This window comes from Chitinophaga pendula (genome assembly GCF_020386615.1).
Classification (GTDB): domain Bacteria; phylum Bacteroidota; class Bacteroidia; order Chitinophagales; family Chitinophagaceae; genus Chitinophaga; species Chitinophaga pendula.
This window is the reverse complement of the sequence record NZ_CP077769.1, coordinates 6,913,847-6,938,007: the sequence shown is the minus strand read 5'-3', so window position 1 is coordinate 6,938,007 and position 24,161 is coordinate 6,913,847. Positions and strand designations below refer to the sequence as shown.

Here is a 24,161-nt window from a genome sequence, read left to right as displayed (position 1 = left end):
CTGCTGATGCACTAAATGTTCTAGAGAAAAATGAAGTGGTAAAAGCGGGGAGTGAACCGCAGATCAGTCACAGAAACAACAATGCCCCTTGGCACAACAACTGTAGCGAAAAGTGTAATGGTGAATATTCATCTTTAGTCAATTTATGTTGCAACAGGATGCAGCCTTCCTCTCATCAATAGGGGAGCCGCACTGGCAACAGCCGAATAAATTAACTAATTAATGGTGGTTTAATTAGGTTGGTAAAACAAAGATAAAAGGCTGCTTTTTATTTACCAAATAAAAGTCCACAAATTTTATAGACTAATTAATTCTTTTGAAAAATAACAGCCTGTTGCCTCCTTTCCGGATGACATCTATGCAGTGCAATAAACATAATGGCGCAATCTGCTGCGCTTAAATCCTGACTCTCTTACTGTTACTACTGAATCTACCTATTTGGCTTTCTCGTGTCTCCAATATTTATTGATGAGCACAAATAGTAAGGTAATAAGGAGTATAACAATATTGTGCATTAATATAGCTGGCATCGGTATACTTATTTCTCATTAAATCGCGCATAACGGGATATATACAAGTTAATCAAAGTCACTGAAATATCACAACCATTCTTAAAAAAGTTAAGCTGTCAAAACATTTTCTTTTCTACCTAAATATTGTAATAGTAATTCATGTAATTGCTGGTATTGTAAAGGCTTCGGTAAATACTCATCCACCCCGCAACGGAATGCCTCCTCCGCTTCATCCGTAAATGCATTTCCCGATACAGCGATCACAGGTATATGACATAGCTCCGGCGTATTCCTTAATTCTTTTATCACCTGCTTACCGTCCTTTACCGGCATCCGGATATCCAGTATCACCAGGTGCGGCCGTACAGCACTAACCAGCTCCATACCGGTATGCCCGTCACCCGCGATCGTAACAGATACCCCTAACCCCGTCAGGAAACGCTGCATGATCGCCTGGTTCATTTCGTTATCCTCCATCAATACTACCCGTTTCCCCTCCGGCAAAGCAGCTAAGGGCGCCTTCGGCAATACCGCTGCCGGCGCCTCACCAACCATCAACGGTAAAGTCAGCAGGAAAGTAGTACCCACCGCCTCCACGCTATCCACACTGATACTACCCCCCATCGCTTCAATCAGCCGCTTCGATATCGGTAACCCCAGTCCCGTACCTCCCTGGTCATAAGCAATTTGCTTATCCGCCCGCTCAAATGGCAGAAAGATATCCGCCAATCGGTCCGCCGGTATACCGATACCTTCATCCGCAATCCGTATATACCATCGTGCCTGCTGAGTAGACGCATCTTCACCGGTAAAACAATACACATAGACCGACCGGCTACAAGGCGTAAACTTAAGCGCATTGATCATCAGGTTATTTAACACCCGGGTCAGATGCACCCGGTCTCCAATGATACAGTCCGGCACATCGTCAGCAAGCGAAATACTCACCTTCACCTGCTTATCCTTACCCGCCATCCGGTAAGTATTACCCAACGCATGCAACCAGTCCCTGATCATAAAAGGCTGCTGGCTGATATGCTCCTTATGTCCGCTCTCTATCTGCGACAGCTGCAAAGTATTGTTAAGCAACTCCTGCAATCCCAGACAATTGAAGTGCAACTTATGCAACAGGTTCATCGCATATACTGCATCGCTTTCTCCTTCATTTAACAACATATAAATAATGCCCTGCATGGCGTTCAGCGGATTACGGATCTCATGGCTCGTCTCCCGCAAAAACACACTCTTCTCCCGGTTAGCCCGGTCTGCCATATCCTTGGCCGCTTGTAATGCCTGGTTTTGCTCCGTCAGAGCACGGGTACGTGCCTGCACCGTTGCCTCCAGCTGGTGATTATTGATAGCAAGCCGGTCATTCGCCTCCTGCAACTCTTCATGACTGCGTTGCAGTTTTAACAACAAGACCGACGTCCCCGTCTGGTAAAAACGAATGATCATAATATGCAACAAACACACCACCCCCATAATCAACCAGCGGAATAACTGCTGTACCTGCTCACTCAACGCCAACGGCCGGATAAGTGGATAAGTGTTGTTGTACTCCAGCAGCAATATACATAACAAAGGCAACGCGATTCCCACACTCCGCCATCGCCGCTGCTGACGCGTAAATACCAGGAAAGGCATACCCACCAACAGCAAACTGAGCAACTGTACACCACTGCCAGCCCCCAACATAGGACCATAATACAGCAACACACTACAGAATACCAGCTGTAACCCTATCTTTCCCGCCACATAAGCGCCCCGCCTGTTACCCAGGAAAACGACTGCCAGAAAACAAACACACAATAACAACGCCGGATACAATACCCATATCTCCCCGGAGATAAAATAAAATATCAACCCATATATCACAACGAGTATAGCAGTAAAAAAACTGAAAAGATTTACGATCCTGACGCTACGTGCTTCATCTTCGGCGGTCCCGGTTACTATACCGGTATTAGTAATAGTATCTAGCCATGGGGTTTTCATGTAAGGATTGTCTTATATCGTAAAAAGACCTCAGTTACAGATCAGGTTAAACGCTAAAAACTAAAATACGAAAGTTCAGTAAGGTCAGATTTGCAGCCCGGGAAAATAGGTGTAAACCCGACTCATCAAGGATAGTAATACTACACTAAAAATATCATTTTAAACTGCAATACGGCGTCAGCAAATCCTAACAAATCCGGCCATATCAACTTCTGCCGGAGCAAAACAACCGGCAACAGTCCCACCACCACAAAAAAATTGAGCCTGATAGACACCAGGCTCCTTTCAGTTATCCATTAAAAAGACACAACGTTTGAGTTGAAATCGCTCGAAGGTAACCAAGTCAATACTTGCAAATGCTAACAGATTGTTAATGCCATAAAAAACATATCCCGCCCCCTCAAAGCACCTCCCATAAACAGATCGGGCCCGATAAATATCAGGCCCGGTACACAATTAACCTTAATAATCCCACACTAATAGGAAAGATTGAACTTGCACTATAATCTCTTTGTTAGAGGAACAGCATATAGATTAAACAGCACATGACCTGCCGCAATAACCCAGCAAAAAAGAAGTAGGAATAATGATATTGAAAAGGAAAGTGTCCAATGATAAAGTTACACGCTATGGAAAGCTTATCTGTTAACTGACGGTTAACGGAAATACGATTTGAGCATTGTTTATCATTTATGATAAACATCAGCTTTTTTGAATTTGTAACTTCTAACTTTGCAGTTGTTTACGCACCGGCTGTCAGAACAAATTATTGTCCACCATTCACACCATGTCGTTATGCCGTCTGTTGAGATCCTTTCGAGAATTCAGTTCGCTTTCACCATCGCATTCCATTATATATACCCTCCTTTAAGTATAGGCCTGGGCCTATGCCTTGTCATCATGGAAGGCCTCTACCTCAAAACCGGGCTGGCGGTATATAAAGATATCACCCGCTTCTGGATCAAAGTATTCGCATTGATATTCGGAATAGGCGTCGCAACCGGCATTGTCATGGAGTTTGAATTCGGTACCAACTGGGCTACCTATTCCCACTATGTAGGCGATATTTTCGGCAGCGCCCTCGCCGCCGAAGGCATCTTCGCATTCGCCCTCGAATCCGGCTTCCTGGGTATCCTGCTCTTCGGCTGGAACCGAGTCAGCAAAGGCGTCCATTATTTCTCCACCATCATGGTCGCACTGGGTTCCATCTTCTCCGCCCTTTGGATCGTTATCGCTAATTCCTGGCAGCAAACACCTGCCGGATTCCGCATAGAAGGAGAGGGGATGCAAGCCCGCGCCGTTGTCACCGACTTCTGGGTAATGGTCTCCAACCCCTCATCCGCCGACCGGTTCTCCCATGTTATCATCGGCTCCTTCCTCGCAGGCGCATTCCTTGTCATGAGCGTAGGCGCCTGGTATATACTCAAACGGCAATTCGTTACACACGCACAGGCCATGTTCAAAGTAGGCTTGCGCGTAGCCGCCGTCGCCGCCTTATTACAACTGTTCACCGGACACCGCTCCGCCGAATATGTCAGCGAATACCAACCAGCTAAACTAGCCGCCATGGAAGGCCATTACGATAGCAGCGCCGTCGCCGACATGTACCTCATAGGATGGGTCGATCAGAAAAAAGAACGCACCGTCGGACTTAAAATACCTGGCGGACTCTCCTTCCTCACCCATGGCGACTTCAAAGCCCCCGTAAAAGGCCTCCACGCCACCCCCGTCAACGATCGCCCCAAAGCGGTCAACTTCGTATTCCAAACCTATCACCTCATGGTCACCATAGGCATGACCCTCATCGGACTTACCCTACTGGCCGCAATCCTCCTCTGGAAGAAAAAACTGTTCAACCAGCGATGGCTCATGACCGTCTTCGTATTCGCCGTACTACTCCCGCAAATCGCCAATCAAGCCGGATGGTACGCCGCCGAAGTAGGCCGCCAACCCTGGGTCGTATACGGACTGCTACGCACCTCCGATGCCCTCTCTAAAACAGTCACCGCCCAACAGGTCATTTTCTCACTCGTATTATTCACTTTGGTATACGCCTTGCTATTCGTGTTGTTCCTCTTCCTGCTGCATCGCAAAATCCAGCATGGCCCTGACGTAACCACCAACGAAGAGGAAGAAAGCGATGAATACTCCAAACGTAACATCGCTCAGATCAATTAATACTTATAGACCTTATACTGCTGCTTTATGGAAACAATTCTCGGACTGGATCTCCCCACATGGTGGTTCCTCGTGATAGGCGGACTGATCACCGGCTACGGCGTACTCGATGGCTTCGACCTGGGCGCCGGCGCTCTCCACCTGTTCTTCAACAAAGAAGAAAGCAGACGCCTCGCTCTCAACGCCATCGGCCCCGTATGGGATGGCAATGAAGTATGGCTGGTAATAGCCGGCGGCGCACTCTTCGCCGGATTCCCACTCGTATACGGTATCATCCTGTCAACCTTCTACATCCCTTTCATGCTATTCCTCGTAAGCCTCATCTTCCGGGCTATCTCCATAGAATTTCGAAGCAAAGAACCCATGCGCTGGTGGCGCAAAATGTGGGATATCAGCTATATGGTATCCAGTGTCGTAATTACCCTGCTCCTCGGACTTATACTAGGCAACCTTATACAAGGTATCCCCATCAACGCCCATCAGGAATTCACCGGCGACCTCCTTACTTTCTTCAATCCATACGCCATCCTCATCGCCGTTACCACCCTCTCCCTTTTCATGCTCCATGGCGCCATCTACCTCGTCATGAAAACCGAAAACCGCCTCTATACCAAACTCACCGTCCTGGTCAATAATTGCAGTAAATTCTTTATCCTCTGCTTTATCCTGACCTCTATGGCCACCTTAATATATATCCCGCATATGACCCACGAATTCAAACGCAACCCAGCCCTCTTCCTCCTCCCCCTGCTGGCCGTACTAACCGTGCTGAATATCAAACGGAATATTGATGGCCGCAAATATTTCATCGCCTTCATATTCTCCAGCTTCATCACCGCCATACTACTCATACTCTTCGCAATAGGACTGTACCCACGCATCATTATATCCACAACCGACCCAGCCTTTAGCATCAGTATCTATAAAGCCGCCTCCTCCGAAAAATCATTAAAGATCATGCTCCTCATCGCCTGCATAGGCACCCCGCTGGTCATCGCGTACAGCACATTCGTATTCTGGACCTTCCGGGGCAAAGTGAAATTGAACGAAATGAGCTACTAAACACCCATCCAAACGCTCAAAAACAAAAAAATAAAGCCGGAATTACCGGCTCAAACATCATATTACCACAAAAAAAAGGCCCCCGCAAGGATTTGCAGAGGCTTACCATTTAACCTATATTCTGTACTGTAGCTTCTTAAAAAAGATCTTTGTTAGACGCAGTACATCGTCGTTTTATATTAATTAGTTTATTATCAACGAGTTATTAGTAATCTTGTGGATTGATTTATATCTTAGACCAGCAAATAAGCTCAAAGTTTAATCGACACTGAAATTTTTATTATCATTTACGACTTTAACGTCATTCTAGTTTTGAAGCTGGCAGATTGAACTTAAGAATAGTCGGTCAGATAATTCCTTTACTTATAAGTAATTTTGATCTCAGGTTTTTTCTTGATGCCGGGAACTCAGCCAAAAGTTCCCCTGGTCATTTTACAAAGATACACTGACTTTAGACACCAAGGACATAATTGTATCAAAAAATGAAAAAAATTAACTAATCATTTCACAACCATGAATCGCATCGACCGTCTCACCGCTATTTTAATACAATTACAGAGTAAAAAGGTGGTTAAAGCCGCTGAGATAGCCGAACGCTTCGGTATGAGCCTGCGTACCGTCTACCGCGATGTAAAAGCCCTCCAGGAAGCAGGAGTACCCATCGGCGCCGAAGCAGGTACCGGATACTACATTGTAGAAGGATATCACCTCCCACCGGTCATGTTCAGCCAGGAAGAAGCAGCCGCCCTCCTCACCGGCGAAAAACTCATGGAACAGTTCAGCGACCACTCCGGCCAAAAACAGTTCAGCAACGCCATGCACAAGATAAGAGCTGTACTCCGCGGCAGCGAAAAAGACTTCCTCGAATCCCTGGAAGAAAATATCGCCATCCTCAAACCCATCCCACCACAACAGGAAGAATTCCCCAACCGCTTCCTCACCGATGTTCAACAAGCCCTCGGCGGACAAAAAGTCCTGCGCCTAGAATACTTCTCCCATCACAGCGCCGAAACCAACCAACGCGAAGTAGAACCCATCGGCGTATTCTACTCCGGCAACCGCTGGCACCTCATCGCCTACTGCCGCCTGCGTAAAGACTATCGCGACTTCCGCATAGATCGTATCAAAAAACTGTCCGCCACCACCACCGTATTCAAAAAATCACAACACCCTTCCCTCCAGGAATACCTTAAACAACAAGATAAAAATCCAGAACGGCCTCACCTTATCAAAGTCCGCTTCTCCCACCATATCGCCCGGTATATCAGCGAACAGAAATACTACTACGGCCTCATTGCAGAAACAAGAGAACAAGACTACATCGAAATGAGCTTCCTAACCGGCCATATCGAATACTTCGCCCGCTGGAGCCTCATGTTCGGCAACGAAATGCTCATCGTCGAATCCGACGCCCTACGCCAGCAAATGAAAGAAATGATCGCACAACTCCATGCACACTACCTCTAAATTCAACTTTTTTTAAAGGCTCCTGACATAAGGTTGTCATCAGGCGGTAAGTACTTTGTACCAACATCAAAAACAAACCGTCATGATACACAACGCCAACACCCAACATCACCTGCCAGCAGACATACGGCTGGAAACAGTAGCGCCATTCCATTTCTTCAGCCGCAGCTACCAGACCTCCTATAAAAACCTCCTCTCCCTCGTTCGGGTAGTAGCCATCGATATCTTTCAAGCTGCCGTCGCCAACGGTCTCGAAATAACCGGTCCGCAACATTGGCATTATGACGGCGCAGATGGCCATCCCAATACCATCTTCACATTGGAGATAGGCGTACCCGTAGCCGCCGTAAAACAAGTTGCCCCTCCCTACACCTGCAAAACACTACCACCCTTCCACTGCCTCGGCAAATCACTCCACGGCACCTGGCTACAACTCTCCGATGTATACACCTCCCTCATAAACAACGCTCACCAGGCCGGCCTGCAATTAAATGGACAACAAAGGGAAACATACATCCAATGCAACTTCGACAATCCCGATGCACATATCACCTACATACAGGTAGGCCTGCAAGCATAAAGATTACAAATCAAACGGCAGTTATCATACATACGGTAAATCATGAAAACATATCTCTTCTTCCCTTGGCTACTGGTGCTCATACTCCTGATGGAGAATAAACAACTGAAGCGTAAAATCCAGAGAGGTATCCCGCCTGCAACTACCAATAACTGCACCGCCGCCAAACGGCCAGTACCCACCAGGATCGTATTTATCCGCCGCCTGATGGGCCCGCCCGCCACCAACCACCCTACCAATACACCTAATACCAGCAAACTATGCAAAAGATAGACCTGCTCAAACAGTATAAAACAGCATATAGCGCTACCACACAACCACAACTCATCCATGTAGAAGAGGCAGCCTATATCTCACTACCGGGCAAAGGCGATCCCAATGGCCCTTTATTCGCCGAAAGTACCCAAGCCCTATATACTACCGCCTACAGTATCAAAATGGGCTGTAAAGCGGCTAATATGGACTTTATTGTGCCAAAATTGGAAGGCCTGTGGTGGCTGGCAGACGAAGTCGAAGTACCCGCCTCCGACCACCTCCGCGCACTCAACGTCTCCCGCGACCTCTGGCGATGGCAATTACTCATCCGGATGCCGGCATTCGTCACCACCGAAATGTTCCGGCAAGGACTGGACACCGCCATCCGCAAAAAACAACTCCCCCTGCTGTCCGCAATAGCATTCAGCACCCTCACAGAAGGCAAATGCGTGCAAATGCTCCACATAGGCCCATACGCCGACGAGCTCAGGAGTATTCAACACATGCACGATTATATAACGGAAAATAACTGGCAACAGAACGGACTACATCACGAAATATACTTGTCCGATCCGCGTAAGACGGCACCAGGAAAAATGAAAACAATTCTAAGACAACCCGTAAAGTAACATAGGGGAGGAGCGCTACTTATCAGTAGCCTCCTTATTATCCGCCAGCCCCAACAATTCAATAGCCTGGGAAGCCGCAATCTGGCTGGCATCTTTTTTATTGAAGGCCTTACCACTACAGATCAACTCACCATCCACAACAGCACCTACCGTAAATATACGCCGGCCACTATCCATCTGCTCCTCCAGTAACTCAAACTCCAGGGTCTTGCCATGTTTATTGGCCCACCCATACAGCTTGTTCTTATGGTTCATCTCTACACTTTCCAGCACTTCCAGGTCAATGTAAGGGATGATGATACGTTTGTACACAAATTGTTTGGTACGGTTATACCCTTTGTCAAGATAAACCGCCCCCACCAACGCCTCCAACGTATTACCAAAGATCTGGCTGATCTTCAGGAAACTATTGTACTTATCGTAAATGGTAAGTTTGCGTAAACCCATCTTGATCGCAATCTCATTCAATTGCTGACGATTCACGATCTTGGATCGCATCTCAGTAAGGTAACCCTCCGTCTTATAGGGATATTTCTTAAACAAATAGTCACCAATAATAGCCCCCAGGATCGCATCACCCAAATACTCCAACCGCTCGTTACTTTCCAGGAACTTCTCCTTGCTACTCCGGTGGCTTAACGCTACCTCATACAACGCGAAGTTACCAGGCCAGAAGCCAAGCAGATTGTAAAGGTCCTTATTCAGCTGACCTTTATTCGAGAATAAGCGATATAGAAACCCTGGGAGTATCTTCACACTATCAAGAAACAAATTTTTTGAAAATAACAGAGGCATTGTGCCCGCCAAATCCAAATGTATTACTTAAGGCGGCCCTAACCTCGCGCTCTTGCGCTTTGTTAAAGGTAAAGTTTAATTTGGGATCTAGCTGCGGATCATCCGTAAAATGATTGATCGTAGGGGGCACTATTCCATGCAGAATAGACATAATAGCCGCTATCGACTCCACCGCCCCGGCCGCACCCAACAGGTGACCAGTCATCGATTTGGTAGAGCTGATATTCAACCGGTAAGCATCATCGCCAAACACCTTCTGGATAGCCCGTACCTCCGCCACATCTCCCAATGGGGTAGAAGTACCATGCACGTTGATATAATCTATATCAGCACTGCTCATGTTGGCATCCTCCAGCGCCTGCCGCATTACGTTGGTAGCACCCAATCCCTCCGGATGAGGCGCCGTAATGTGATGCGCATCAGCGGTAGCACCGCCGCCAGCTAATTCTACATATATCTTAGCACCCCTGGCTACCGCATGTTCGTAAGACTCCAGTACAAACGCACCAGCGCCCTCACCCATAACAAACCCCTCACGGTCCAGGTCAAATGGCCGGGATGCCGTCTTGGGATCGTCGTTTCGCTCAGAAAGTGCCTTCATTGCATTAAATCCGCCAATACAAGCCTCATTGATCACATTCTCCGATCCACCCGTTACCATCACATCAGCCTTTCCGTAACGGATATAGTACATCGCCTCCAAAATAGCATTGGTAGCAGAAGCACAGGCTGATACAACAGAAAAGTTAGGACCTCGGAATCCATTACGGATAGAAATATGCCCCGCCGCAATATCCAATATCAAGCGAGGAATAAGGAAGGGACTAAATTTAGGGGTTCCGTCACCCTGATGAAACTCTTTCAACTCCTGGCAGAAACTGTTCATACCTCCGATACCGGACGCCCAAATAACCCCAACCCTGTCTACATTAACAGTGTTACGATCTATCTTAGCATCCTGCACCGCTTGGTCTGCAGAAATTACAGCCGTTTGGGTGAAGGGGTCCATCTTGCGGGCCTCTTTCTTGTCCAGGTAATTAGTGGGATCAAAATTCTTCAGTTCGCAAGCAAAACGGGTTTTGAACTTGGAAGCGTCAAATTGCTTGATGTAATCTGCGCCAGATACACCGTTCGTCAATCCATGCCAGTATTCTTGCACGGAATTGCCGAGCGGTGTAAGCGCGCCTAAACCTGTAACGACAACTCGTCTTGGTTGCATTAAAACAATTCTGATTAGTAGGATTATTTTACATGTTCTTCCAGGTAAGCTACAGCCTGGCCAACAGTAGTAATAGTTTCAGCTTGTTCGTCAGGAATGGAGATGTTGAATTCTTTTTCGAATTCCATAATCAGTTCTACCGTATCCAAAGAGTCAGCGCCTAAGTCATTGGTGAAGCTGGCTTCAGGAGTTACCTCGGCTTCGTCAACGCCCAATTTGTCAATGATGATCTTTTTAACTCTTGATGCAATGTCTGACATAATTTTAAGTGTTTTTGGTTTAAAACTCGACTGCAAAAATATAATTTTTATTGAATTGCCAAGAGCATGCCGGAATTTTACCAGCAACAGGCTAGTGGAAAGCTTCGCAAAGCCAGCATAGTAGGGTTTCTGACGGCATTGTTAATAATCTCGTTATAGTGCTCACTCCCGCATTCCCTTACTGCAATTTATTCAAAAAAACAATCCCCACAAACCCTACCTCCTTCTCCCCCCCAATCTCCCTCCTTCCTATATCATTCCCGTAGCATTCGTATAACATTCGTATATCATTCCTGTAAGCTAACCATATCCAACCCTATACCACCCCTATACAAAAGGTATACCCCACTTATACCCCAGCTATACCATCACTATAGCTTGCTTATACAACACTTATACAATGCTTATACAACGCTTATACAATACAATCACAACGACATAATAGACAAGTAGTTATGTTAAAAATGTCTTCCAACCCCCCATTCCCATCCGCCAGCCCCCTCCTCTTCCACCGCCATCCTCCTCTTATTTTCCATCACCTCCTCCCTTATATCCCGTTTTCACCGGGAAAATCCTCCGAAACTGCCCACCATAGCCAACTGCCCCTATTATTCCACACTTCGCCCCCCTCCAAACCAACCATTCAACAGCTTAAAATACCTTTTATCTACCCGGTTAACTTTAATTAACACTGTCAATATGCAACCAGTAAACCCATTTACTAAATTTGCCCCATATGGAAATTTACAGCGCATGGAACACCCGCAGCCCTAAATACCCGGGCCTGCAACAATCCGGCTGCCTATACGTAGTTCTATTTAGCATTCTTTTCACCTTATTGTAACTATAACGTTATCACCATCACCTGATCCAAACATGTCCAGCAGTAAAAAGATCATAAGCATCGTAACAGGAGTAGTCATACTGAGTACCATCCCCTGGTTGGGTTGCAAACCGGGTGGAGACAAGAACAAATCCGCCGACCCCGCCGGCAACGCCAAAGGCAACTCCAAAACACCGCTTATTGATGGTTATGTCGTTAAAGCAGCTTCCCTCGATGAAATAATCGAAGCCAGCGGTACCCTCCAAAGCAACGAAGAAGTAGAGATCAAACCGGAAATAAACGGCCGCATCATTGCCCTCTACTTCAAAGAAGGTACCCCCGTCACCAAAGGAACCCTCCTCGTAAAACTCTATGACGAAGACCTCCGGGCACAACTGCAAAAACTCCAGCTACAACAACAACTGGCTAAAACCACCCTCGAAAGACAGGAAAACCTGCTCAAAATAAATGGGATCAGCCGCCAGGATGTAGACGTCACCCGCAACCAGGTTAGCGCCTATGGCGCCGATATCGCCTACACCCTCACCCAGTTGCAACGTACCGAACTCAGAGCGCCCTTCAATGGCCGCCTCAGCCTCCGCAATGTCAGCGTAGGCGCCATCGTAGCCCCCACCACCGTCATCACCACCCTCCAACAGATAGATCCGCTTAAGATCGACTTCGCTATACCGGAAAAATATCGTACAACCGTCAAAGTAGGAGATGCCGTCCAATTCAAAGTTGCCGGCGACACCAGCACCTACAAAGGCAGCATCTACGTGGTAGATCCCAAAATCGATCTCACCACACGCACCATCCGCCTGCGCGCCATTATGCCCAACACAGGCAACCTGTTCCCAGGATCATTCGCCAGGGTCAATATCCGCCTCCGCGATCAACCCAATGCAATCGTCATCCCCTCCCAGGCCGTTATACCTGGCACCAGAGACAAAAAAGTGATCGTCGCCGACAGCGGTAAAGCCAAATTCATCATCGTACAGACCGGCATCAGAAACGAAAATAACGTACAGATCACCGATGGTCTCAAACCCGGCGATACCATCGCCACCAGCGGCATCCTCCAGCTTAAAGCCGGAATGCCTCTCAAATTCAATAAAGTACAGTAATACCAGCGATGGACCTCCATCCCCGTAATAAATAACTTATCATGAGTTTACCTTCGATATCCCTTAAACGGCCAGTAATGGCCATTGTGATGAATATCATTATCGTGATATTCGGCTTGGTGGGATTCAATTACCTCGGCGTTCGCGACTTCCCGGCAATTGATCCTCCTATCGTGAACGTACGCGCCTCCTACGCAGGCGCCAACTCGGATATCATCGAAACCCAAATCACAGAACCACTCGAGAAAAGTATCAACGGGATCGCCGGTATCAAAAACATATCCTCCAGCAGCAGCCAGGGTACCAGCAGCATCACCGTCGAATTCGAACTGAACGTAGACCTGGAAGCCGCCACCAACGACGTACGCGATAAAGTATCCCAGGCCCTCCGCAACCTGCCGCCGGATATCGACGCCCCCCCCGTCGTGTCTAAAGAAGATGCCAACTCAGATGCCATCATCTCCATGACAGTACAAAGCAATACCCGCAACCAACTCGAAGTAACCGAGTTCGCCAATAACGTACTACTCGAAAAATTACAGACCATACCGGGCGTAAGCTCCATCCGCATATGGGAGAGAAAAAATATGCCATGCGCATCTGGATGGACCCCGCCCGGCTCTCCGCCTACAGCCTCACACCCACCGACGTACAGGCCGCCCTCCAACGCGAAAACGTCGAACTACCCTCCGGTAAGATCGCCGGCAATGCCACCGAACTCACCGTACGCACCTTCGGCCGCCTCGACACAGAAGAAGAGTTCAATGACCTCATCATCAAAAATGTTAACGGTAGCGTTATCCACCTCCGCGATGTCGGCCAGGCCATCCTCGGACCGGAAAATGAAGAAACCATCCTCAAAGAATCCGGCATCCCCATGATCGCCCTCGCACTCAACCCACAACCAGGATCCAACTACGTCGCCATCGCCGACGAATTCTATAAACGCTACGAACAACTCAAAAAAGAATTACCCGCCGATCTCAAAACAGATATCGCGATGGATAATACCCGGTTTATTAAAAAATCTATCGAAGAAGTAGAAGAAACACTCGTAGTCGCTCTCGTACTCGTTATCCTCATCATATACCTTTTCTTCCGCGACTGGCTCATGGCCTTCCGCCCCCTCATAGATATCCCCGTATCCCTCATCGGCGCTTTCTTTATCATGTACGTATGCGGCTTCACCATCAATATCCTCACCTTGCTGGCTATCGTACTGGCCACCGGACTCGTAGTAGATGATGGTATCGTGGTAACAGAAAATATCTATAAGAAAATAGAAGCCGGTATGCCCCGCATGCGCGCCGCCAGAGAAGGCTCAGAAGAAATATTTTTCGCAGTGATCGCCACCTCCATCACCCTCGCATTCGTATTCCTACCCATCATATTCCTGCAGGGTTTCGTAGGACGACTGTTCCGGGAATTCGGTATCGTCGTCGCCGGCGCCGTGCTCATATCCGCCTTCGTATCCCTCACACTCACACCGGTACTCAACGTAAAACTGGGTAGCGACACTCATAAACACTCCTGGCTATACGAAAAAACAGAACCGTTCTTCCGCTGGATGGAAGATAGTTACAAAAGCTCCCTCTCCGCATTCATGCGCATACGATGGGTAGCAGGACTCATCATCCTCGTCTGCCTCGGCATGATCTACTTCCTCTTCCGTACCTTACAATCCGAACTGGCCCCCCTGGAAGACCGTAGCCAGTTCCGCCTGTCCATCACCGCACCCGAAGGCACCTCCTTCGACTATATGGACAACTACGTCACCCGGATCACAGACTTCCTCATCGACTCCGTCCCGGAAAAAAAGATCGTACTGTCCGTAACAGCTCCCGGATTCAGCGGCGCAGGCTCCGTCAATACCGCCTTCGCCAACGTTATGCTCTCCGAACCACACGACCGTACCCGCTCCCAAAAAGAAGTGGTTAACATGGTCAACCGTAACATGTTCAAATTCTCCGAAGGAAAAGTATTCGCCATCGAATCCCAAACCATCCAGGTAGGACGCCGCGCCGGCCTCCCGGTAGCCTTCGTACTCCAGCATATCAACTTCGACAGCCTCGCCTCCGTATTGCCCCGCTTCCTCGAAGAAGCCAACAATAGCCCGGTATTCCAAGGCGTAGACGTCGATCTAAAATTCAATAAACCCGAACTACGCATCCACATCAATCGCGAAAAAGCAAGCGAACTGGGCGTATCCATCGGCGATATCTCCTCCACCTTACAACTCGCCCTCAGTAACCTACGCTACGGCTACTTCATCCGTAATGGTAAACAATATCAGGTAATGGGACAGGTATTCCGGTCCGATCGCGACGACCCCATGGACCTGCAAAATATCTATGTCCGCAACAGCCGCGGAGAAGCCATCCAGCTGGATAACCTGGTAAGCATCAAAGAAGAAACCAGCCCGCCGGTGATCTATCACTTCAATCGCTATAAATCCGCCACCATCTCCGCCGGCCTCGCCCCTGGCAAAACCATCGGCGATGGCATCGCTGCCATGTACGGCATATTCAATAAATTGAAACAGGAAAAAGTAATAGACGACTCCTTCTATACCGCATTATCCGGCTCCTCCCGCGACTATGCAGAAAGTGGCTCCAATACCATGTTCGCATTAGTACTCGCATTGGTACTCATCTACCTCGTACTGGCAGCCCAGTTCGAAAGCTGGATAGATCCCCTCATCATCATGCTCACCGTACCACTGGCCTTCGCAGGAGCCATGCTCTCCCTCTGGATCTTCAACCAGACCTGGAACATCTTCTCCCAGATCGGCGTGATCATGCTCATAGGCCTCGTTACCAAAAACGGGATCCTTATCGTCGAATTCGCCAATCACATGCGCGACCATGGCCTGCCCAAATCAGATGCCGCCGTAGATGCCGCCGTAATGCGCCTACGCCCCATCCTGATGACAAGCCTCGCCATGGCCCTGGGCGCATTACCCATCGCATTGTCGCTGGGCGCCGCCGCCACCAGCCGTATCCCGTTAGGTATCGTAATAGTAGGAGGGATCATATTCTCCCTCATACTCACCCTATACGTGATCCCGGCCATGTACACCTTCCTGTCCAGAAGGAAACAACAACCGGAAGAGGAAGATACCACCCCCTCTCCCGAAGAAGTAGCCGCAGCCGCTCACGCCTGACAAATAATGGGATAGGAAAAAATTGGTAACCGCGATCTTACATGAAAATGAAACGAATCATCATATTTAGCTTACTCCTCCTCACCACCAGCCTCTATACAAAGGCCCAGCAACAGGTGCTTACACTGGAGCAGGCAATAGACCTCGCACTCAAGAACAACTTCGATATCAGGCTGGCAAAAAATACCGCTGATATCGCAGCTAACGACTACGCCTACGCGAACTTCGCTTTCGCCCCACGCCTTAATGGTACCGTCTCCAAAGTATGGAACCGCCAGGCCACCAAACAGGAATTTGCCAATGGCAACAAACGCGACACCAGCGGTATCAAAAGCAATAACCTGACCGCCAACATCAACCTCGCCTGGACCTTGTTCGATGGCCTCAAAATGTTCGCCACCCGACAACGACTGGAAGCAACCCGAGACCTCGGCGAGCTCACCCTCAAAAATCAACTGATCAACACCGTCGCTACCGTCATCAATAACTACTACAACATCGTACAGCAAAAACAACAACTGCACGCCATCTCCGAGCAGCTCTCCATCTCAGAAGAAAGAGTCAAACTGTCCGATGCCAAATTCCAGACCGGCCTGGGACCTAAAACAGATTGGCTCCAATCCAAAGTAGATTACAATGCCCAGAAAGCAGCATTCCTCCGGCAGCAAACCGTTATACTACAAACCAAAGCTGTACTCAATCAACTCATGGTCATAGAAGATGCCAGCGCATTGTACGATGTACAAGACTCCATTCCCGTTGCCATGGACCTCTCCTTCGGCAATGCCTTGCAAGACGCACAACATGAGAATGCCGGCCTGCGCATCGCACGGCAAAACCTGGAAATATCCCGCATCGCCCTCAAAGAGCGTAAAGGAGACCTCTTCCCTGTCATCACCTTCAACTCTGCTTATAACTTTACTCGGGTCAATTCCAACGCAGCCACCAACTCCTTCAGCCCCGTATTCAACCAGAACGGCATCTTCAACTACGGCCTCAATGCCACCATCCCCCTCTTCAATGGCATGAACGTAAGAAGACAGATCAAAGCCGCACAACTGGACATACAGGCACAACAACTGGTACTCGATAACGAATCCAGCAAAGTCAACCTCGCAGTTAACAATGCATATAAAGATTACGAATACTTCAAAACATCCCTGGGCCTCGAAGAAGAAAACCTGGAACTGGCGCGGGAAAATGCAATGGTAGCACTCGAGCGTTTCCGGCAGGGCGTATCCACTACCATAGAAGTAAAAGAAGCACAACAAAGCCTCGAAGATGCCAATTACCGGCTCATACAGGCACGCTATAATGCCAAATTAGCGGAAACAGAATTACGGAGACTAAAAGGAGAATTATTTAAATAATGATTTGTTGCTTATGAGGTATAAACGCCGCTGTTCAAATAGAATGGCGGCGTTCCCTTTTAAACGCATATCGTATCACCTACCTCCTAAAAACCATCAGGGCTGACAGCCAGCTCTTCGCCTACCGTCAGCCCTTCATATATAAAACAGGTGTATGTCCTAATTACCGGGAATGTCTTCTCTTTTCCGGGCCTGCTGATACCGCGCAAACGCATCCTTGATATACAACATCAGGTCATAATCCGTCGCAGATTGCAAAAACTGATAACCAGGCCGGGTCCTTAAAATGAACGTATCCAGTTCTCCTCCCTCCAACTTCGTCATCCGCTGTATCAACTCCGGAGAATAACGATAGTCAATGAATTTCTCCTTCTCCCAATACTCCAGCTGCTCCCTGAAATTCTCCTTCCGTTTACGTGCCCTGCTCGGCACCAGGTAACTCAACGCCGTGATCGGATTCGCAGGAAGTGTCTTTAAGACATCCATCGCACCAGGCCGCTTATAGTTGAAATACTTACCATACTCCTCCCGCGTAGCCAAAGAGTCACGATGATAGTTCCGGCCACGCACAAATACCTCCTGCAATCCAAATACCCGCTTCACCAGGTCTATATTCAGACTCGCAGACATAGCCGGCGTAACAATAAGTTTACTATAATAACTCAACATGGAAAATTCCAACGTATCACCAGGCATCGACTCAATATAATAACGGCCAGTCTCATTACTTAAGGTACCCGTCATCGTCCGCCTGTTGATAATCGTAACCGCAGGCAAACCAGTTTTAGTGTCCTGGTCAGCTACCATACCAGAAACCCTCACCTGCGCAGTGGCTGATTGCAGATCAAGAAAAAGTATAAACAGTATCGCTCCTATATATCCCGACAGTCGGAGGTTAATCTTTGGCATCACTCAAATATAAAATTCACACTTCAAATAAAAAGTTAAAGTTACATATTTAAAACGCAATTATCTGGCCAGAACTCAATACTGTAGGCACTCTCTCACAACGCACCCCGCAAAACACCGTACCACAAGTACTTTCAGACAATCCTACCGCTATGAAAATAAGTAGCAGATTAGCTTTGAACGGCAAATAAATGTAATTTTTTAAACAATCATGGTATATTCGTCTGTAGTTTACATTTACCTGCGTCATAATATATGCCCGATAAAATCATTTTTGCCACACAACGCTACCAGTACCTGAAAGACAAGATACTCATCGCCAGTTCCCCGTATTGGGAAAATGGTGCAACAGAAATCCTGGACTTCCCTGATGGCGAACACTACCACCGCATCCTCAGCGATGTAAGTAAAAAAGAAGTCGTGTTGATAGGTGGCACCATCGACGATAAAGAAACAATGGAACTATTCGACCTTGCTCATGGCTGCGTACAGCAAGGTGCACTGGGTTTACATATCGTGATCCCCTACTTCGGATATTCTACCATGGAAAGAGCCGTAAAACCCGGAGAGATCGTAAAAGCCAAAACCCGGGCCCTGCTATTCTCCGCACTTCCCGCCACCGCCACCGGCAACCGGGTGATCATGATAGACCTCCATGTCGATGGCATCACTTACTATTTCGAAAGTGGTATACGCCCCGTACATCTTTACGCCAAAGACATCGTACGTGAAGCCGCCACCTCGCTATCTGACGGCGCCCCTTTCGTATTAGCCAGCACCGACGCCGGTAGGGCCAAATGGGTAGAATCACTCGCCAACGACCTCCATGTACCTGCCGCATTCGTCTTCAAAAAAAGACTTTCCGGTGAAGAAACCAGCATCACCGCTATCAGCGCAGATGTACAGGATAAACTGGTCATCATCTACGACGATATGATACGCACAGGTGGCTCACTGCTGCACGCCGCACAGGCATACCTTGATGCCGGCGCACGGGAAATATCCGTCATCACCACACATGGTATCTTCGCCGGCGGCGGCTTCGAACGCATCCGCCAAAGCGGCCTCATACGTAAAGTAGTGTGTACCGATACCCATCCCAATGTGCTGAATATACACGATCCGATGCTGGAAGTAAAATCAGTCGACACCCTGATCACCAGTTTTATCGGAATTTAAATAACTGAAGACCATATCGTTGCAGCGCCATCTCAATCCCTACCTCCACAACTGACCATTGGCAAGGTGTTTGTAGTACCCACCCACGAGGAGCGGGCAGCAGAGCAGATTTGCCAATACCATATCTTGAAAACGATCAACAATGTAGCATGTATACTCTTCGTATAATCGAATACGGTAGTTGTGATTACCAGGATATGGTGTCCATGAGAGATAATGTACTACGCCGTCCGCTGGGGCTTACATTCACCCAGAAGCAATTACAACAAGAGATCAATGATGTACTGATCGGCTGTTTCAATACAGCGGCAGATAAATCAGAGCTGATAGGTTGCTGTATATTGACACCAGTTGATGAAAATACCGTGCAGCTGCGGCAAATGGCGGTCACGCCAACACTTCAGCAAAAAGGTATCGGTAGCAAACTGCTTGCTTTCGCAGAAGACCAGGCCAGAAACAATGGTTTTCACACCCTGATGATGCATGCCAAAAAACCGGTGGTATCCTTTTACCAACATCAAGGCTACATCGTAACGGGCGATGAATTCGATGAAGCGGGGGTGCCTCACGTTAAAATGTCTAAAACACTACAGGAGCCTGAATAATACGCTTTTTTTCAGCGGCTCGTTCCAATACGATCCGCCACTGTCAACACTTTTGCGAACTTATAGTCTGATAGTGCGTAAATAAACAGGCATACAGGCTCATGGTAGCGGCCTTTTCGATTGTATTATATTGACTAAACAGTCAATATAATATACGCAGCTATGAATATTATTAACTGCTCAAAAAATTTTAAAACCAAATCTTCAGTCATAATGAGAAGCCATGTACTTACCTGGTTAGGGGTGTGCTGTGCTTTATACTGTACTACCGTCAGCAATAAAGCATTCGCCAGTACTGACTATTCCCTGCACTTGCCATCTTTACATGATGCACCGGTCGGCCTTAACGCCGAAACGGCATCCTACGCTGCATTCTTTCAGCAAAAGGATACTACCGTAAAACCAGGTACCCCCACACCCGTTGTGGTAAAACCTGCCAGCAAGGATACCAGTACTAAACCGCAGCAATCTACCCAACCGGCTATACAACCCACAACTACACCTGTAGTGATCACACCGGCCAAAAAAGATACCGGCACCAAACCTGCCGATACCACCAAGCCAGCTAGTCAACCGACTGCAGCACCGGTAACTATCACGCCAGCCAAAAAGGATACCAGCGCCAAACCAGCAGATACCACAAAACCTGCCGGCCAACCCGCTGCAACACCAGTAACCATCACGCCTGGTAAAAAAGATACCACCGGCCAACCTGCACAAGATCCCTCCCGGCCTAAATCCCAAACGGACAGCACTTCCACCGCTAAACCGGATTCTACCGCCGCCAGACCTAAACAGGATACCGGACTGATATTACCGCCCGACTCCGCTACCCTCCGCAAAGAAATAGGTAAATTCACCCTCCGCGGTACCGTATTAGACGCCAACAACTCGCCTATCCCCGGTGCCACCGTGCAGAATAAAACCACCAAACAGGGCATTCAGGCCGATACCGCCGGTAACTTCTCCATCAAAGCAGGCGTAAACGATACCCTGCTCGTTGCCGCACCGACTTTCGGAGAACAAGCCATCCCCGTAAAAGACAGGGAACCAGTCAAAGTCAACCTGACAGCAACAAATGCCACCAAAAAACAATTGAATGAAGTGGTCGTAACCGCCTTGGGTATTCAGAAAAATACCCGCTCCGTAGGTTATGCCATCTCCGATATCAGAGGCTCCGCAGTACAGGAAGCCAAAGAAGTCAACTTCGTCAACGCCCTCTCCGGTAAAGTACCTGGCTTACAGGTAAATACCAACACAGGATCCATGGGTGGCTCCTCTAAAGTAACAATACGTGGTACCAAATCCATCCTCGGCGACAACAACGCATTCATCGTAGTAGATGGCGTACCCATCATCAACAACTCCACCAACACCTTCGATCAGCAACGTGGCGGCGGTGGCTATGACTTTGGTAGTCCCCTACAAGACCTCAACCCGGAAGACATGGAGAATATCTCCGTACTCAAAGGTGCAGGCGCTACCGCACTCTACGGTAGCCGCGGTTCCAATGGCGTACTCCTGATCACCACCAAAAAAAGACCGGAATCCGAAAAAGGCCTGGGCATTACCTACAGCCTCAACGCTCAAATGGACCAGGTATACGTACTGCCTAAATACCAAAACGGCTATGGTGGCGGCTCCAACGGTAAATTTGATACCCTATATTATAATCAGCACCCCGAAGGCTTCCTGAACGAACAAAGCGCAACCTACGATGATAACAATGGCAAAGGCCGTTACGACCTCATGCCACAATATTACTCCGATGAATCATGGGGCCCTAAACTGGATGGCAGACAAGTACGCCACTACTGGTCTTGGGACAAGAATAAAAACAACCCCTATTTCGGTCAGACCGCTCCCTGGTCTCCTCAACCCAATAACGTAAAAGATTTCTATAGAACCGGTTTTACACTCACCAATAATATCTCCTTAAGCGGTAGCAACGAAAAAGGTGCATTCCGCTTGTCATATGGTAATATGAAACAGGAGTTCGTTATCTCCAATGCAGAACTGACCCGTAACAACCTCTCCGTTAATGGTAACTATCAGTTACATAAAAAACTGACCGCCGTAGCTTCCGTTAACTATAGCATCCTCAAAGCAAATGCCCGTCCCGGTACCGGCTTTACCGGTCCCAACCCCGCATTACAGTTCTCCATGTTCGGCCAACGCCAGCTGGATGACGAAATGCAACGCCGCTTTGCTTATCCTGATGGCTCCCAGATCACCTGGAACCGTAAATCCTGGAACGATCCTGCTGTCAACTTCCACAATGGCTCCTACTGGAACCGTTACCGCGACTACGAAACAGACTCCCGCACCCGCCTCTTCGGATACGGTGGCCTGGACTATGAAGTGACCGACTGGTTAAACCTCAGCGGCCGCGTATTCATGGATCAGTACAACACCCTCGAAGAAGAACGCAACGCGAAAGACTACCTCGTAGGTTCTTACATAAAACGTGTACGCGACAGCCGTGAACTGAACTACCAGTTTACAGCCAACATTAATAAAAAATTCAGCGAAGCTTTCAGCCTCAACGCAACAGTAGGTGGCAACGTAATGCACCGTAAATGGTCTACCACTGGCGGCAGCACCGTAGGCGGCCTGATCGTTCCTAACGTATACAACCTGGCCAACTCCGTACAAACGGCACTGCCTATCGATGAATACTTCGAAAAACAGATCAACTCCGTCTTCGCAACAGCCACCCTCGGATATCGCGACATGCTGTTCCTCGAACTGACCGGCCGTAACGATAAAAGCTCCACACTTAACGATAGCTATTTCTATCCATCCGCAAGCGGTTCCTTCGTATTCTCCGAACTGCTGAAAGACTGGAAATGGCTCGAATTCGGTAAAATACGCGCCAGTATTGCTGCCGTAGGTAGTGATACCGATCCTTACCGCCAGTTCGATACATATAGCATCCTGCCGCCGTTCACAACCAACCCGATCTTACAGCCGCTGACAATAAAGAATAATCCGAATCTGAAACCAGAGCGTACAAAAGAATATGAAATAGGTACCGAACTGAAGTTCCTGGACAACCGTATCGGCGTAGATGTAACCTACTATAACCGTACAACTACCGACCAGATCCTCACCCTGTCATTGCCCTCTTCTACCGGCTATACAACCGCTGTAGTAAATGGAGGTAGCGTACGCAACCAGGGCTTTGAATTCGGCCTCAACCTGAATCCGATCCGCCTTAAAAACGGCTTCCGTTGGGATATCAATGGTAACCTCGCCATCAACCGCAACAAATTGCTGAATATGGACATTCCTCAATTTGGTGAGTCCTTGTCTCAACAGATCCTGGCCACTGACCGCCGTACCGCTAAAGTTTCCATCGCAGCCATCACCGGCTCAGGACTGGGAGCCATCATGGGTACCGACTATGTATATGATGGCAGCGGCAATCGCGTAGTAGACCAGAACGGTTTCTACAAAGTAAGCGCACCTCACATCATCGGTAATGTGAACCCTGATTTCTTCGGTGGTGTTACCAACAGCTTTACCTATAAAGGGGTCTATCTCTCCGCCCTGGTAGACTTCCAGAAAGGTGGCGATTTCTTCTCCTATACGAACCTGTACGGTAAAAAGTCAGGTATGTTTGCCGAAACAGCCGAAAATGGTATCCGTGAGAATGGGATCATCGTACCCGGCGTAACAGAAGATGGTAAGCCTAACGAAAAACGTATCACCGCTAAAGACCACTTTAACCAAAATGGTGGTAACGTAATCAGCAAAGCCGACCTCTACGACGCCAGCTATATCTACCTCCGTGAAGTGAAACTGGGATACAACCTGCCAGATGCCTGGTTCAAACGGATAGGCGCACAGAACGCCCGTATCTCACTATACGGCCGTAACCTCTGGTTGATTAAATCTAACGCCCCCAATGTGGACCCTTCCAACATTACCAACTCCTCCTCCAATATTCAGGGAGTAGAAGGTGGCGCGTTACCTTCCCTGCGCTCTTACGGGGTGAACCTAAATATTTCATTCTAAATGATCAGCAGCC

The 24,161-nt window shown here is 48.2% G+C and carries 16 protein-coding genes and 1 pseudogene; 12 read left to right on the top strand and 5 right to left on the bottom strand.

The window, feature by feature from the left end:
* Positions 1 to 620 precede the first annotated feature (620 nt).
* On the bottom strand, positions 621 to 2,507 hold the full coding sequence (locus KTO58_RS26140; protein ID WP_225859927.1) for a hybrid sensor histidine kinase/response regulator: 1,887 nt from the start codon (positions 2,505 to 2,507) through the stop codon (positions 621 to 623).
* 795 nt (positions 2,508 to 3,302) lie between these two features.
* Here KTO58_RS26140 and KTO58_RS26135 point away from each other — a divergent pair.
* The 6 genes from KTO58_RS26135 to KTO58_RS26110 all read left to right on the top strand — a co-directional run bounded on the left by KTO58_RS26135 (position 3,303) and on the right by KTO58_RS26110 (position 8,678).
* Positions 3,303 to 4,685, top strand: coding sequence for a cytochrome ubiquinol oxidase subunit I (locus tag KTO58_RS26135; protein ID WP_095836582.1), 1,383 nt, complete (start codon positions 3,303 to 3,305; stop codon positions 4,683 to 4,685).
* A 27-nt stretch (positions 4,686 to 4,712) separates the two neighbouring features.
* Positions 4,713 to 5,747 carry a cytochrome d ubiquinol oxidase subunit II gene (cydB, locus tag KTO58_RS26130; protein WP_095836583.1) on the top strand — a complete coding sequence of 345 codons (1,035 nt, stop codon included), beginning with the start codon at positions 4,713 to 4,715 and terminating at the stop codon, positions 5,745 to 5,747.
* Positions 5,748 to 6,260: 513 nt separating this feature from the next.
* Positions 6,261 to 7,214, top strand: coding sequence for a helix-turn-helix transcriptional regulator (locus KTO58_RS26125; RefSeq protein ID WP_225859926.1), 954 nt, complete (start codon positions 6,261 to 6,263; stop codon positions 7,212 to 7,214).
* An 82-nt stretch (positions 7,215 to 7,296) separates the two neighbouring features.
* A complete protein-coding gene (locus KTO58_RS26120) occupies positions 7,297 to 7,794 on the top strand; it encodes a GyrI-like domain-containing protein (RefSeq protein ID WP_095836585.1) in 498 nt (165 codons plus the stop codon).
* Positions 7,795 to 7,836: 42 nt separating this feature from the next.
* The gene (locus KTO58_RS26115) at positions 7,837 to 8,067 is read left to right on the top strand and encodes a hypothetical protein (protein WP_095836586.1); all 231 of its coding nucleotides are present in this window, start codon (positions 7,837 to 7,839) and stop codon (positions 8,065 to 8,067) included.
* Positions 8,055 to 8,678, top strand: a complete 624-nt coding sequence (locus KTO58_RS26110; protein ID WP_095836587.1) for a GyrI-like domain-containing protein — start codon at positions 8,055 to 8,057, stop codon at positions 8,676 to 8,678. The genes KTO58_RS26115 and KTO58_RS26110 overlap by 13 nt, the downstream gene beginning before the upstream one ends.
* Positions 8,679 to 8,693: 15 nt before the next feature.
* Here the strand turns inward: KTO58_RS26110 and rnc are convergent, their stop codons facing one another.
* Genes rnc through KTO58_RS26095 form a run of 3 tightly spaced genes read right to left on the bottom strand, consistent with a single transcriptional unit; the run spans position 8,694 to position 10,952 of the window.
* A complete protein-coding gene (rnc, locus tag KTO58_RS26105; protein ID WP_225859925.1) occupies positions 8,694 to 9,434 on the bottom strand; it encodes a ribonuclease III in 741 nt (246 codons plus the stop codon).
* Between the two features lie 4 nt (positions 9,435 to 9,438).
* Positions 9,439 to 10,692, bottom strand: a complete 1,254-nt coding sequence (gene fabF / locus KTO58_RS26100) for a beta-ketoacyl-ACP synthase II (RefSeq protein ID WP_095836589.1) — start codon at positions 10,690 to 10,692, stop codon at positions 9,439 to 9,441.
* A 23-nt stretch (positions 10,693 to 10,715) separates the two neighbouring features.
* On the bottom strand, positions 10,716 to 10,952 hold the full coding sequence (locus KTO58_RS26095; protein ID WP_012788038.1) for an acyl carrier protein: 237 nt from the start codon (positions 10,950 to 10,952) through the stop codon (positions 10,716 to 10,718).
* Positions 10,953 to 11,828: 876 nt separating this feature from the next.
* Here KTO58_RS26095 and KTO58_RS26090 point away from each other — a divergent pair.
* The 3 genes and pseudogenes from KTO58_RS26090 (at position 11,829) to KTO58_RS26080 (ending at position 17,435) form a co-directional block, all read left to right on the top strand.
* Positions 11,829 to 12,902: an efflux RND transporter periplasmic adaptor subunit gene (locus tag KTO58_RS26090; protein WP_095836590.1), complete on the top strand. Its 1,074-nt coding sequence runs from the start codon at positions 11,829 to 11,831 to the stop codon at positions 12,900 to 12,902.
* Between the two features lie 41 nt (positions 12,903 to 12,943).
* Positions 12,944 to 16,065: pseudogene (locus KTO58_RS26085) on the top strand (efflux RND transporter permease subunit).
* A 41-nt stretch (positions 16,066 to 16,106) separates the two neighbouring features.
* Positions 16,107 to 17,435 carry a TolC family protein gene (locus tag KTO58_RS26080; RefSeq protein ID WP_095836591.1) on the top strand — a complete coding sequence of 443 codons (1,329 nt, stop codon included), beginning with the start codon at positions 16,107 to 16,109 and terminating at the stop codon, positions 17,433 to 17,435.
* 159 nt (positions 17,436 to 17,594) lie between these two features.
* Here KTO58_RS26080 and KTO58_RS26075 read toward each other — a convergent pair whose 3' ends face one another.
* The gene (locus KTO58_RS26075) at positions 17,595 to 18,344 is read right to left on the bottom strand and encodes a carboxypeptidase-like regulatory domain-containing protein (RefSeq protein ID WP_095836592.1); all 750 of its coding nucleotides are present in this window, start codon (positions 18,342 to 18,344) and stop codon (positions 17,595 to 17,597) included.
* 255 nt (positions 18,345 to 18,599) lie between these two features.
* On the opposite strand from KTO58_RS26075, the gene prs reads away from it, so the two are divergent.
* From prs to KTO58_RS26060, 3 genes are all read left to right on the top strand, one after another.
* Entirely contained in the window at positions 18,600 to 19,523 is a 924-nt protein-coding gene (gene prs, locus KTO58_RS26070; RefSeq protein ID WP_095836593.1) for a ribose-phosphate diphosphokinase, read from the top strand.
* A gap of 149 nt (positions 19,524 to 19,672) precedes the next feature.
* Complete coding sequence (locus KTO58_RS26065) at positions 19,673 to 20,128, top strand: GNAT family N-acetyltransferase (protein WP_095836594.1); 456 nt, start codon at positions 19,673 to 19,675, stop codon at positions 20,126 to 20,128.
* Between the two features lie 213 nt (positions 20,129 to 20,341).
* Positions 20,342 to 24,148 carry a SusC/RagA family TonB-linked outer membrane protein gene (locus KTO58_RS26060; protein ID WP_157752728.1) on the top strand — a complete coding sequence of 1,269 codons (3,807 nt, stop codon included), beginning with the start codon at positions 20,342 to 20,344 and terminating at the stop codon, positions 24,146 to 24,148.
* Positions 24,149 to 24,161 lie beyond the last annotated feature (13 nt).

What these genes read in the sequence shown, in the direction of transcription:
- KTO58_RS26140 (WP_225859927.1), bottom strand. Translation starts at nt 2,507, where the DNA reads ATGAAAACCCCATGGCTAGATACTATTACTAATACCGGTATAGTAACC.
- KTO58_RS26135 (WP_095836582.1), top strand. Translation starts at nt 3,303, where the DNA reads ATGCCGTCTGTTGAGATCCTTTCGAGAATTCAGTTCGCTTTCACCATC.
- cydB (WP_095836583.1), top strand. Translation starts at nt 4,713, where the DNA reads ATGGAAACAATTCTCGGACTGGATCTCCCCACATGGTGGTTCCTCGTG.
- KTO58_RS26125 (WP_225859926.1), top strand. Translation starts at nt 6,261, where the DNA reads ATGAATCGCATCGACCGTCTCACCGCTATTTTAATACAATTACAGAGT.
- KTO58_RS26120 (WP_095836585.1), top strand. Translation starts at nt 7,297, where the DNA reads ATGATACACAACGCCAACACCCAACATCACCTGCCAGCAGACATACGG.
- KTO58_RS26115 (WP_095836586.1), top strand. Translation starts at nt 7,837, where the DNA reads ATGAAAACATATCTCTTCTTCCCTTGGCTACTGGTGCTCATACTCCTG.
- KTO58_RS26110 (WP_095836587.1), top strand. Translation starts at nt 8,055, where the DNA reads ATGCAAAAGATAGACCTGCTCAAACAGTATAAAACAGCATATAGCGCT.
- fabF (WP_095836589.1), bottom strand. Translation starts at nt 10,692, where the DNA reads ATGCAACCAAGACGAGTTGTCGTTACAGGTTTAGGCGCGCTTACACCG.
- KTO58_RS26095 (WP_012788038.1), bottom strand. Translation starts at nt 10,952, where the DNA reads ATGTCAGACATTGCATCAAGAGTTAAAAAGATCATCATTGACAAATTG.
- KTO58_RS26090 (WP_095836590.1), top strand. Translation starts at nt 11,829, where the DNA reads ATGTCCAGCAGTAAAAAGATCATAAGCATCGTAACAGGAGTAGTCATA.
- KTO58_RS26080 (WP_095836591.1), top strand. Translation starts at nt 16,107, where the DNA reads ATGAAAATGAAACGAATCATCATATTTAGCTTACTCCTCCTCACCACC.
- KTO58_RS26075 (WP_095836592.1), bottom strand. Translation starts at nt 18,344, where the DNA reads ATGCCAAAGATTAACCTCCGACTGTCGGGATATATAGGAGCGATACTG.
- prs (WP_095836593.1), top strand. Translation starts at nt 18,600, where the DNA reads ATGCCCGATAAAATCATTTTTGCCACACAACGCTACCAGTACCTGAAA.
- KTO58_RS26065 (WP_095836594.1), top strand. Translation starts at nt 19,673, where the DNA reads ATGTATACTCTTCGTATAATCGAATACGGTAGTTGTGATTACCAGGAT.
- KTO58_RS26060 (WP_157752728.1), top strand. Translation starts at nt 20,342, where the DNA reads ATGAGAAGCCATGTACTTACCTGGTTAGGGGTGTGCTGTGCTTTATAC.